Origin of the sequence: Citrobacter sp. CK188, assembly GCF_030333525.1 — a bacterium.
GTDB classification, from domain to species: Bacteria; Pseudomonadota; Gammaproteobacteria; order Enterobacterales; family Enterobacteriaceae; genus Citrobacter_B; species Citrobacter_B koseri.
Genome location: NZ_JAOWFU010000024.1, coordinates 172135 through 183807 on the forward strand (window position 1 = coordinate 172135; position 11673 = coordinate 183807).

Annotated in this window: 9 protein-coding genes; 7 read left to right on the top strand and 2 right to left on the bottom strand. The window is 58.0% G+C overall.

The window, feature by feature from the left end; genetic code table 11:
* Positions 1-9: 9 nt before the first annotated feature.
* On the bottom strand, positions 10-972 hold the full coding sequence (tauA, locus tag OGV67_RS03495; protein WP_115615023.1) for a taurine ABC transporter substrate-binding protein: 963 nt from the start codon (positions 970-972) through the stop codon (positions 10-12).
* Positions 973-1316: 344 nt separating this feature from the next.
* On the opposite strand from tauA, the gene OGV67_RS03500 reads away from it, so the two are divergent.
* From OGV67_RS03500 to fbpC, 6 genes are all read left to right on the top strand, one after another.
* The gene (locus OGV67_RS03500) at positions 1317-1946 is read left to right on the top strand and encodes a response regulator transcription factor (RefSeq protein WP_047458568.1); all 630 of its coding nucleotides are present in this window, start codon (positions 1317-1319) and stop codon (positions 1944-1946) included.
* Positions 1946-3487 (top strand): MASE1 domain-containing sensor histidine kinase, encoded by a 1542-nt coding sequence (locus OGV67_RS03505; protein WP_104869015.1) that lies wholly within the window; start codon positions 1946-1948, stop codon positions 3485-3487. The genes OGV67_RS03500 and OGV67_RS03505 overlap by 1 nt, the downstream gene beginning before the upstream one ends.
* A gap of 85 nt (positions 3488-3572) precedes the next feature.
* A complete protein-coding gene (uhpC, locus tag OGV67_RS03510; RefSeq protein WP_104869016.1) occupies positions 3573-4877 on the top strand; it encodes an MFS transporter family glucose-6-phosphate receptor UhpC in 1305 nt (434 codons plus the stop codon).
* Positions 4874-5905 (top strand): ABC transporter substrate-binding protein, encoded by a 1032-nt coding sequence (locus OGV67_RS03515; protein WP_115615024.1) that lies wholly within the window; start codon positions 4874-4876, stop codon positions 5903-5905. Before uhpC ends, OGV67_RS03515 begins: the two co-directional genes overlap by 4 nt.
* A 68-nt stretch (positions 5906-5973) precedes the next feature.
* A complete protein-coding gene (locus tag OGV67_RS03520) occupies positions 5974-8052 on the top strand; it encodes an ABC transporter permease (protein WP_286464931.1) in 2079 nt (692 codons plus the stop codon).
* Between the two features lie 11 nt (positions 8053-8063).
* Entirely contained in the window at positions 8064-9110 is a 1047-nt protein-coding gene (fbpC, locus tag OGV67_RS03525) for a ferric ABC transporter ATP-binding protein (RefSeq protein WP_024130614.1), read from the top strand.
* Between the two features lie 79 nt (positions 9111-9189).
* Here fbpC and mmuM read toward each other — a convergent pair whose 3' ends face one another.
* Positions 9190-10122, bottom strand: a complete 933-nt coding sequence (mmuM, locus tag OGV67_RS03530; protein ID WP_115615025.1) for a homocysteine S-methyltransferase — start codon at positions 10120-10122, stop codon at positions 9190-9192.
* Between the two features lie 421 nt (positions 10123-10543).
* Here mmuM and OGV67_RS03535 point away from each other — a divergent pair, with 421 nt between their 5' ends.
* Complete coding sequence (locus OGV67_RS03535; protein WP_060815881.1) at positions 10544-11626, top strand: LacI family DNA-binding transcriptional regulator; 1083 nt, start codon at positions 10544-10546, stop codon at positions 11624-11626.
* Positions 11627-11673: the final 47 nt, after the last annotated feature.

Genomic DNA, 11673 nt, shown 5'->3' on the forward strand with positions numbered 1-11673 from the left:
CGCGCCTCCTTATTGCACAAAGCGATCGGTGACGTACTGGCTGTAATCCGTCGCGACGGCGGGCACTTTGCCCTGCTCTTTCAGGAACTGCGCGGTGTCGATAATCGCTTTATTGACCGGCCCGTTCAGCTCAACGGCCTGCTGTTGCGCCGTCAGGTAGGTATTGCCTTTCACCAGCCCCGGCACGTCCGTTTCCGGCACGCCGCTTAAGCGCGACAGTTTGCTGATGTTATCCGGCTGCTGAAGCCACGACTCAGGATTGGCGATATAGGGTTGCTGCGCGTCGATGGCGCTTTTCGCGAATGCTTTGACCACCTCTGGATGTTTTTCCGCGAAGTCTTTACGCACTACCCACACATCCAGCGTCGGCGAACCCCATTCGCCGACTTTCCCCGAGTCTGTCAGCACGTTCCCGTCTTTTTCCAGCGCGTTAACGGCGGGTGCCCAGACGTAAGCGCCGTCAATATCGCCACGCTGCCAGGCGGCAATGATCGCCGGTGGTTGCAGATTGATGATTTCGACCTGCCCGGGCTTAATGCCCCAGTGTTTCAGCGCGGCCAGCAGGCTGTAATGGGTGGTGGAGATAAACGGCACCGCAATGCGTTTGCCGATGAGATCCTCCGGCTTAGCGATCGTTTTCTTCACCACCAGCGCTTCGGATTCCCCCAGTTTTGACGCCAGCAGGAAAACCTCAATCGGCACCTGTTGGCTGGCGGCGACCGCCAGTGGGCTGGAGCCAAGGTTGCCGATCTGTACATCACCGGAAGCCAGCGCGCGCACGATGCTCGCGCCGCTGTCGAATTTACGCCAGTCAACGGTCGCCCCGCTCTCTTTGGCGAAGGTGTTATCCGCCTGCGCCACTTTCGCCGGTTCGGCGGATGTCTGATACGCGACGGTGACGTTAACTGCCTGCGCCTGGAATGCAATAAACGCCAGTGCGGCGAGAAGTGTGTTACGCGATGAAATACCCATTATTGTCTGCTCCCCTGTCTTGTTATGGGGGCAGTATTTCGTTGCGGCCGTGTTTGATAAAGGAATTAAAAATTCTTGCTAATAGCAAAGCGTTTTTAGAAAAAAAACGGGAATGGTTAGTGTGGAAATGTATTTAGCATTGAGTTGCAGGCCAGATCAGGCGCTTGCGCCGCCATCCGGCAATCCATGCCTGATGGCGCTGCGCTTATCAGCGCCTACCACGACAACAACCCCCTGCAAATTATTGCGATTTTGTTACATTCATTCCATAACCACACCCGGATGATTGCCAGCGCAGCGGGGGCAGGCATCATAGGGGCATTATTCGGCAAGAGAGTAAGCATATGATTCGTGTGGTGCTGGTTGATGACCATGTGGTGGTGCGTTCCGGCTTTGCGCAATTATTAAGTCTTGAAGACGATCTGGACGTAGCAGGCCAGTACAGCAGCGCGGCGGAAGCCTGGCCCGCATTATTGCGCGATGACGTTAACGTCGCGGTGCTGGATATCGCGATGCCGGACGAAAACGGGCTGAGTCTGTTAAAGCGGCTACGCGCGCAAAAACCCACGTTTCGCGCCATCGTCCTCAGCATTTACGACACGCCAGCGTTTGTGCAAAGCGCGCTGGATGCAGGCGCCAGCGGCTATCTGACTAAACGCTGCGGGCCGGAAGAGCTGGTTCAGGCGGTGCGTTCCGTCGGTATGGGCGGCCACTATCTGTGCGCCGATGCGTTGCGGGCGCTGCGCGGCGGCGAACAGCCGGCGCAGGTGCTGGAGGTGTTAACCCCCCGTGAGCGAGAAGTTTTTGATTTACTGGTCAAAGGCGACAGCGTCAAAGAGATCGCATTTAAGCTCGACCTCAGCCATAAAACCGTTCACGTCCACCGTGCTAACGTATTGGGTAAATTGCAGTGCCACAGTACCATCGAGCTGGTGCATTTCGCCCTCGACCACCAGTTGCTGACGGGGCACTGATGTCTCGCGGCGTGCGTTACTGGGTGATCTCACTGTTTATCCTGCTGGCCTGGGGAACAGGTTGGCTGATGCTATGGACGCTGGGCTTTTACCTGACCCATAATGGCCAACAGGCGGCGCTCTTTTTGCCGCACGGCGTTTATCTTGCGCTGTTGATTTTACTCTCCCGCCGTTACTGGCCCGCGCTGATACTGCCGCCAGTGCTGATGCCGTTATGGCTCCATAGCGAGCAATTGCTCAGCGGCTACGTCCTGCTGGCGGCGCCGCTGATCTGCCTGATCCCGGCCAGCATCGGACAAAAATTCTGGCACCGTTTTCCCCTGTACTGGCAGCGCCTCACGCTGCTGCTGGCCGCCGTCACGCTGGCCTCGCTGCTGAATACCGCCCTGCTGTCGCCCTTTATAAAAAGCCCGGCAATGCTGACTGGCCTGGCGTCGTTTACCGGCGGCGTGCTGCTCACCCCCTTTGTTTATCTGGTATTTGAATTTTTACGCCAGCAGCACCGTTATCACCTGTTGGGGCTGGATACCAACAACCCGCCGCTGCGCACTTCGCTGATCATCTGGTGCAGCCTGTTCTTTATTATCGGCATCGGCACGCAAATGGTGCTGTCGCCGGAAATTGAACGCCTGCTGCTGATCGTGGTGTTCCTGCCTAACGTGGTGATGGCGTGGAAGTTTGGCTGGCAGGGCGGCGTGCTCTCCGGGCTGCTGGGCAGCATGATGATCACCATCGCCCGCCAGGTCGGCGTCGGGTTTAACAACCTGGTCGAACTGGAGATTTTCCTCGCCACCCAGGCGCTACTCGGTATAGGTCTTGGGATCGCCATCAGCCGCCAGCAGCATCTGGCGCAAAACCTGCACCACTATCGCCAGCGTCTGGAGGCGGAGCTGGCGGCGCGCCGGGCGCTGACCGAAAAGCTGATCCATACCGAAGAGGATACGCGCAAAAACCTGGCGCGCGAGCTGCACGACGAGATCGGGCAGAACATCACCGCCATTCAGATCCAGTCACAGCTCGTGAAACGCGCGCGCGATCCGGCGCAGACGCAGGCCGCCGCCAGCCAGATAAACGATCTCGCCCGCCGTATTCACCACTCAACCCGCCAGCTGTTACGCCAGCTACGTCCCCCCGCGCTGGATGAGCTGTCGTTCAAAGAGGCGCTGCATCATCTGGTCAACGAATTCGCGTTCCCCGAACGTGGGATTCGCTGCCAGTTTGAGTATCGCCTTACGCTTACCCCGGAAAATGAAACCGTCAGGTTTACCCTCTACCGCCTGTTGCAGGAACTGCTGAACAACGTCTGTAAACATGCCGAAGCCAGCGAGGTCACGATTCTGTTAAGCCAGCAGAAACAGACCCTCCATCTGGAAGTTCGGGACAACGGCACCGGCATCCAGCCTGAAAAAATGCCGGGATTCGGTATTCAGGGGATGCGAGAACGGGTCAGCGCGCTGGGCGGCGAACTGACGCTCGAATCGCTGCACGGCACGCGGGTAATTGTTAACTTGCCCACAATTTTGCAACAAACCACGCCCTGACCAGGAAAAAGTCTTAGTCACTGCGGACTTTCTCTCATCCCCTTTGGTTTTCACTTTCCTATAGTCAGCACAAACGGAGACGGCCATGCACCCACGCCCAGTAAACGAAACAGACCAACGATACCGGGCGCTACGCCTGCGGTTGCTGATGTGCATGGTCATTGGGTACGCCGCGTTTTACCTGACGCGAAAAAGCGTGAATTACGTACTTCCGGCGCTGCAAACGGATCTGGGACTCGATAAAGGCGATATCGGCCTGTTGGGTTCACTGTTTTACCTGACCTACGGCCTGTCGAAGTTTACCGCCGGGCTGTGGCACGACAGCCACGGGCAGCGCTGGTTTATGGGCGTCGGCCTGTTCGCCACCGGCCTGCTGAATGTGGTGTTCGCCTTTGGCGAGTCGCTGACGCTGCTGCTGGCGGTCTGGACGCTGAACGGTTTCTTTCAGGGCTGGGGATGGCCGCCCTGCGCCCGACTGCTGACCCACTGGTATTCGCGCAACGAGCGCGGCTTCTGGTGGGGCTGCTGGAATATGTCGATCAACATCGGCGGGGCAATTATCCCGCTAATTAGCGCTTTCGCCGCCCACTGGTGGGGCTGGCAGGCGGCGATGCTGGCGCCGGGAATCATCAGCATGGCATTAGGTATCTGGCTCACGTTACAGCTGAAAGGCACGCCGCAGGAAGAGGGATTGCCAACGGTCGGCGCATGGCGTCATGACCCGCTGGAGCTGCGCCAGGAGCAGCAAAGCCCGCCGATGGGGCTGTGGCAGATGCTGCGCGCCACGATGCTGAAAAACCCGATGATCTGGCTGCTGGGCGTCTCATATGTGCTGGTCTATCTGATCCGCATCGCCCTCAACGACTGGGGCAACATCTGGCTCACGGAAAGCCACGGCGTTAATCTGCTCAGCGCCAACGCCACGGTGATGCTGTTTGAAGTTGGCGGTCTGCTCGGCGCATTGTTCGCTGGTTGGGGGTCGGATTTGCTGTTCAGCGGCCAGCGCGCGCCGATGATTTTGCTGTTCACGCTGGGGCTGATGGTGTCCGTCGCCGCATTGTGGTTAGCGCCGGTACACCATTACGCACTGCTGGCGGTCTGTTTCTTTACGGTGGGCTTTTTCGTTTTTGGCCCGCAAATGTTGATTGGCCTTGCCGCCGTCGAGTGCGGGCACAAAGCGGCGGCCGGTTCCATCACCGGGTTTCTCGGCCTGTTCGCCTATCTGGGGGCAGCGCTGGCGGGCTGGCCTCTGTCGCTGGTCATTGAACGCTACGGCTGGTCGGGCATGTTCAGTCTGCTCTCGGTCGCCGCGGTACTTATGGGTTTATTGCTGATGCCGCTACTGATGGCGGGCATCACCACCTCGCTCAGTCAAAGGATAAAACAATGAAATTGACGCTTACCTCTACCCTGATTGCATCCGGCATTGCGCTGGCAACCTTAACCGGCGCCGCGCAGGCCAAAGGCCGCCTGGTGGTTTATTGCAGCGCCACCAATGAAATGTGCGAAGCAGAAACCAAAGCGTTTGGCGACAAATATGACGTCAAAACCTCGTTCATTCGCAACGGCTCCGGCAGTACGCTGGCGAAAGTCGATGCCGAGAAGAAAAACCCGCAGGCGGACGTCTGGTACGGCGGGACGCTGGACCCTCAGTCTCAGGCGGGTGAAATGGGGCTGCTGCAACCCTACAAGTCTCCCAATCTTGAGCAGGTCATGGAGAAATTCCGCGATCCGGCAAAAGTAAAAGGCAACCTCTCTTCAGCGGTGTATGTCGGTATTCTCGGCTTTGGCGTCAATACCCAGCGCCTGAAAGAGAAAAATCTGCCGGTACCAAAATGCTGGAAAGACCTGACCAAACCGGAATACAAAGGCGAAATTCAGATTGCCGACCCACAAAGTTCAGGCACCGCGTATACCGCACTGGCGACCTTCGCCCAGCTGTGGGGAGAAGATCAGGCCTTTGATTACCTGAAACAGCTCAACGCCAACGTGTCTCAGTACACCAAATCCGGTATTGCCCCGGCACGTAACGCCGCCCGTGGCGAAACCGCTATCGGCATTGGCTTCCTGCACGACTATTCGCTGGAAAAAGAACAGGGCGCGCCGCTGGAGCTGATCTCTCCGTGCGAAGGCACCGGCTATGAAATTGGCGGCGTCAGCATCCTGAAAGGCGCACGCAACCTCGACAACGCCAAACTGTTCGTGGACTGGGTGCTGTCAAAAGAAGCACAAGAACTGGCGTGGAAGAAAGGCAAGTCTTATCAGATCCTGACCAACACCACAGCGAAAACATCACCGAACTCGCTGAAGCTCGACGACCTGAAGCTCATCAACTACGACATGGATAAATACGGTTCTACCGACGTCCGTAAGCAGCTTATCAATAAGTGGGTTAGCGAAGTGAAGATGGGTAAATAAGCCCACATTGCGTTCATTTGCCGGGTGGCGGCGTAACGCCGTACCCGGCCCACAATACCGGAACCGCTATGTCACACACACTTGCACACCATCCCGTGAAAAAACGGGATGCGATATTCTTTTGGGTTCTGCTGGGCTGGCTGGCGTTTGCCCTGCTGCCGAGCTGGAGCCTGGATTACGGCCTGCTGGAGTCCACGGGCGATGAAATCCTTGAATCCTACGGCTGGTCACAGCTCAATATCAGTTGGCTGTGGTATCTGCTGCCGAGCCTGCTGCTGATTCGCCCGTTCCATGAAGCCAGGCGCGAACAGCGCAGCCGCCATTACCTTGATGCGGGCTGGGCGCTGTTGTGTATGGCCTTTATCGTCGTCAGCGCCACCGTTGAAGGTCGTGGTTTAGGCTACGCCACTATCGTGCTGTTCGTCGCGCTGGGCGCGATCATGACGCTGGCGTTGACCCGTCTGGAATGGCTGGGCGGCGACCGCTTCGTGATCGGCTCACTTACCGCCATTGTGGCGCTGATCGGCATCTTTATCGTCTGGCCGAGTATCGCGATTTTCATCCCGATGTTCACCAACGACGCCGGGGAATTCGCGCCGCTGGCGTTTATGACGGTGCTGTCGCAGGCGCATATAATCCAGGTGATCCTCAACTCCATCGCCCTGTCGATTGCGGTGGGCGTGGGCTGTACCTTCTTCGGCCTGGTACTGGCGATTTACACCACCCGCATTGCCAAACGCAGCGCCATTATTGGCCACATCTTCTCGATTTTGCCAATCGTCACGCCGCCGTTCGTAGTGGGTTTAGGCGTTACGCTGATGATGGGACGCTCCGGCTACGTCACCGAATTTATGGTCGAGTGGTTCGGGCTGACCAACACCAACTGGCTGTACGGGTTTACCGGCATCTGGCTGGCGCAGGTGCTGGCATTCACCCCGATGGCGTTTATGATCCTCGACGGGGCGATCAAAACCATTCATCCATCGCTGGAAGAAGCCTCGTACACCCTGCGCGCCAGCCGCTGGCAGACCTTTAACGGTGTGTTTGTCCCGCTGCTGAAACCGGCGCTGGCGAACGCCTTTTTAATTGTGGTGGTGCAGTCGCTGGCCGACTTCAGTAACCCGTTAGTGCTCGGCGGTAACTTCGACGTGCTGGCGACGCAGATCTATTTCTATATCACCGGTTCGCAGCTTGATTATCAGGCCGCCAGTACGCTGGGCGCGTTCCTGCTGCTGTTCTCGCTGCTGGTGTTCTGTGTGCAGTATATGTGGATCGGTAAGCGCTCTTACGTCACGGTCTCCGGGAAATCGTACCGTGGCGACGTCCAGCCGCTGCCTGTAACCCTGGTGTGGAGCGTCATCGCCATTCTGGCCGTGTGGATAGCCTTCAACGCCCTGCTCTACGGCAGCATTTTCTACGGTAGCTTCACCGTCAACTGGGGCGTGGATTACACCCTGACGCTGGCGAACTTTATCAAGCTGTTCGGCCAGGGTATGAGCGACGGCGCGTGGCCTTCCCTGCTTGATACGTTGCTCTACGCCGGAATTGCCGCGCCGATCACCGCCATCTTCGGTCTGCTGATCGCCTGGATTGTGGTACGCCAGCAGTTCAAAGGCAAAAAGACTATCGAGTTCACCACCATGCTGTGCTTCGCCGTACCGGGCACCGTGGCGGGCGTGTCGTACATCCTCGCCTTTAACAGCGCCCCGGTGTACCTCACCGGAACGGCGGCGATTGTGATTATTTCGATGGTGATGCGTAACGTGCCGGTTGGGATTCGCGCCGGGATCGCCGGATTAGGCCAGATCGATAAATCGCTGGATGAAGCGTCGCTCAGCCTGCGCGCCGGGAGCTTACGCACCATCACGCACATCCTGCTGCCGCTGCTGCGCCCGGCGATCCTCTCGGCGCTGATCTACAGCTTTGTGCGCGCCATTACCACCGTCAGCGCCATTGTATTCCTCGTCACGCCAGACACCCGCGTGGCGACGGCCTACATCCTCAACCGCGTGGAAGACGGCGAATACGGCGTGGCGATCGCCTACGGCTCGATTCTGATCGTGGTGATGCTGGCGATTATTTTCATCTTTGACTGGCTGATCGGGGAAGCGCGTATCTCCCGTTCAAAAGCCAAAAACCAGGCGTAATGGAGCGCACTATGAGTCAGAAAAATTTTGTTGAACTGCGCAACGTCACCAAACGATTCGGCAGCAACACGGTTATCGATAATATCAATCTCACCATCCCGCAGGGGCAAATGGTGACGCTGCTCGGCCCTTCCGGCTGCGGCAAAACGACCATTTTGCGTCTGGTGGCCGGGCTGGAAAAACCGAGCGAAGGACAGATTTTCATTGATGGCGAAGACGTCACCCATCGCTCTATTCAGCAGCGTGATATCTGTATGGTCTTTCAGTCTTATGCCCTGTTCCCGCACATGTCGCTGGGAGAAAACGTCGGCTACGGTCTGAAGATGCTTGGCGTGTCGCGCAGCGAAGTGAAAGCCCGTGTGCAAGAGGCGCTGGCGATGGTGGATCTGGAAGGATTCGAAGACCGCTATGTTGATCAGATCTCCGGCGGTCAGCAGCAGCGCGTGGCGCTGGCGCGCGCGCTGATCCTCAAGCCGAAGGTGCTGCTGTTTGATGAGCCGTTAAGTAACCTCGACGCTAACCTGCGTCGCAGCATGCGCGACAAGATCCGCGAACTGCAAAAGCAGTTTGATATCACCTCGCTGTACGTCACCCACGATCAGAGCGAAGCCTTTGCGGTTTCCGATACCGTACTGGTGATGAACAAGGGGCATATTATGCAGATCGGTTCGCCGCAGGATCTCTACCGTCAACCTGCGTCACGCTTTATGGCGAGCTTTATGGGCGATGCCAACCTGTTCCCGGCGACGTTCAGTCAGGAGTATGTGGATATCTACGGCTATCGGCTGCCGCGCCCGGCGCACTTTGCCGCCCAGGGTTCCGGCACCGTTGGCGTGCGCCCGGAAGCGATTACCTTGAGCGATCGCGGCGAAGAGAGCCAGCGCTGTGTGATTCAGCATGTCGCCTATATGGGGCCGCAGTATGAGGTGACGGTGGCGTGGCACGGACAGGAGATTTTATTGCAGGTTAACGCCACCCGATTGCAGCCGGACGTGGGGGAAAATTATTACCTCGAAATCCACCCGTACGGGATGTTTGTTTTAGCAGACGCAGTGTAATTGATGCCGGGTGGCGCTACGCTTACCCGGCCTACGGTTCGTGCACGTTGTAGGCCGGGTAAGGCATCAGCCCACACACTCAACGTTGCGCGTTCAATTCAGCAATATCCTTCGGCGTCGTCCGGCAACAGCCGCCAATCAGCTTCGCACCCGCCGCCAGCCACTGCGGTAAATACTCCGCCAGCGTGGCGCACGCTTCGCCGTGATGATGCCAGGTTTTGCTTACCGCATCGTACCGCTCGCCCGAATTGGGATAAACCACCAGCGGCAGCGCGGTCAGCCCGTGCAAATGCTGCAATGCGGCGGTGACGTTTTCCAGCGCGATACAGTTTACGCCAGTCGCCACAACCTGCGGGCAAGCGTTGAGAAACGTCGCCACGTCACGTAGCGGCGTACCGTCGCTCAGATGCTCGCTGTCGCGCAGCGTAAACGAAAACCATGCCCGCGCCCGTGGATATTCGGTTAACAACTCAGCCAGCGCTTTAATCTCAATAAAATTCGGCAGCGTTTCGCAGGCCAGCAGGTCAACGCCCGCATCCAGCAGCGCTTCCACACGCGGGCGATGAAAAGCCTGGAACGCTTCGGGAGTACATACGTAATCCCCGCGATATTCCGCACCGTCGGCCAGATACGCGCCATATGGCCCGACGGAACCCGCCACCAGCAGCGTGCCCGCCTGCGGGTTCTCAGCCAGATACGCTTCCCGCGCTTTGCGCGCCAGTTCCACGCTCTTGCCGATCAGCGCTTTCGACTGCGCTTCATCAAACCCACGCGCGGCAAGTCCTGCGGGCGTTGCCTGGTAGCTGGCGGTAATCGCGCATTGCGCCCCCGCCCGGTAGTAATCAAGGTGGACTTCGCGGATCAGCGCCGGGTTTTCTACCAGCACCTTCGCTGACCACAGGCTATCGGCTAAATCACAGCCGCGCGCTTCCAGTTCCGTCGCCATCGCCCCGTCCAGCAACAGGAAATCCTGTTTATCAAGGATGGCGCTCAACGGATTATGTTGCGACATAGTCTGGCTCCTGTTTCTGCTTATGAAATCGGCAATGAAACAAGCACCATAACACAGCGCGCCGGGCGGTAATCGGGAGCGCTACGCAATTATTAAAGACCCGTCAGCCTTGTACCAGCCGCAAACGCGCGCGCCGGGCGCTCAGCACCGGGTGAGGAGTAACAATGAGATAAAGAAAGGGTCGCCAGCTCATAATGCCTCCGCTGCCAGAATCTCTTACAACTCTGGCAACAAGGCGGCGCACCGGCGCTCAGACAGAAGTGGGAACATACCGTCCCCACTCATACGACGGAATGAGGACAACGTCAGGATCCGGGGTCAATATCAGCCGACAAACTGACGTCAGCCCGGCAGAATGGCGAAAAACCTTCAGGGTGTGGCATCATAACGCGCAGATAACAACAAATTCAGGGTGATGAATGTGAAACCGGTAACGCTCTATGATGTTGCAGACCGTGCAGGCGTCTCTTATCAGACCGTCTCTCGCGTGGTGAATCAGGCCAGCCACGTTTCCGCCAAAACCCGTGAAAAAGTCGAAGCCGCGATGGCGGAGCTGAATTACATTCCCAATCGCGTCGCGCAGCAGCTGGCGGGTAAACAAACTCCTCTCATCGGCGTCGCCACCGCTAACCTCGCGCTGCACGCGCCGTCGCAAATTGTCGCGGCGATTAAATCCCGCGCCGACAGGTCAGGCGCCAGCGTGGTGATCGCGATGGTGGAGCGCAACGGGGTAGACGCCTGCAAAGCGGCGGTACATAACCTGCTGGCGCAGCGGGTAAGCGGGTTGATCATCAACTACCCGCTTGATGAGAACGATGCCATTGCCGTTGCCGCCGCCTGCGGCAACGTGCCGGTACTGTTTCTCGACGTGTCCGATCGGTTCCCCGTTAACAGCATTATTTTTTCCCATGACGACGGCGCGCGTCTGGGCGTTGAGCATCTGGTAGAACACGGGCACCAGCGCATCGCGCTGTTGACAGGGCCGCGCTCGTCCGTCTCTGCACGGCTAAGACTGGCGGGCTGGCATAAATATCTGACCCACTATCAGCTGCGACCGGTGGCAGAAACGGAAGGCGACTGGAGCGCGATGTCCGGTTTCCAGCAAACCATGCAGATGCTCAATGACGGAACGATGCCCACCGCAATACTGGTGGCTAACGATCAGATGGCGCTGGGCGCCATGCGGGCGATCGCCGAGTTTGGCCTGCGCATCCCGCAGGATATCTCGGTGATAGGCTACGATGACACCGAAGACAGCGCCTGCTACATCCCACCGCTGACCACCATCAGACAGAATTTCCCCCTGCTTGGCGCAACCAGCGTCGACAAACTGCTGCAACTCTCCCGTGGCGAACCCGCCACCGATAACCAGCGACTCCCCGTTTCATTGGTTCAGCGTAAAACCGTGCAGCCCCCCAATGCTCAGGTCACTTCTCCGCAGGCGTTGGCCGACTCCCTGATCCAACTGGCTCGGCAGGTTTCGCTGTTAGCGCCGAAAATGTGAACGTATAACAATTGTGTGAGTCAGTTCACTCATTGAACCTCCTGTCC

What these genes read in the sequence shown, in the direction of transcription:
- OGV67_RS03520 (WP_286464931.1), top strand. Translation starts at nt 5,974, where the DNA reads ATGTCACACACACTTGCACACCATCCCGTGAAAAAACGGGATGCGATA.
- OGV67_RS03505 (WP_104869015.1), top strand. Translation starts at nt 1,946, where the DNA reads ATGTCTCGCGGCGTGCGTTACTGGGTGATCTCACTGTTTATCCTGCTG.
- OGV67_RS03500 (WP_047458568.1), top strand. Translation starts at nt 1,317, where the DNA reads ATGATTCGTGTGGTGCTGGTTGATGACCATGTGGTGGTGCGTTCCGGC.
- OGV67_RS03515 (WP_115615024.1), top strand. Translation starts at nt 4,874, where the DNA reads ATGAAATTGACGCTTACCTCTACCCTGATTGCATCCGGCATTGCGCTG.
- fbpC (WP_024130614.1), top strand. Translation starts at nt 8,064, where the DNA reads ATGAGTCAGAAAAATTTTGTTGAACTGCGCAACGTCACCAAACGATTC.
- mmuM (WP_115615025.1), bottom strand. Translation starts at nt 10,122, where the DNA reads ATGTCGCAACATAATCCGTTGAGCGCCATCCTTGATAAACAGGATTTC.
- tauA (WP_115615023.1), bottom strand. Translation starts at nt 972, where the DNA reads ATGGGTATTTCATCGCGTAACACACTTCTCGCCGCACTGGCGTTTATT.
- uhpC (WP_104869016.1), top strand. Translation starts at nt 3,573, where the DNA reads ATGCACCCACGCCCAGTAAACGAAACAGACCAACGATACCGGGCGCTA.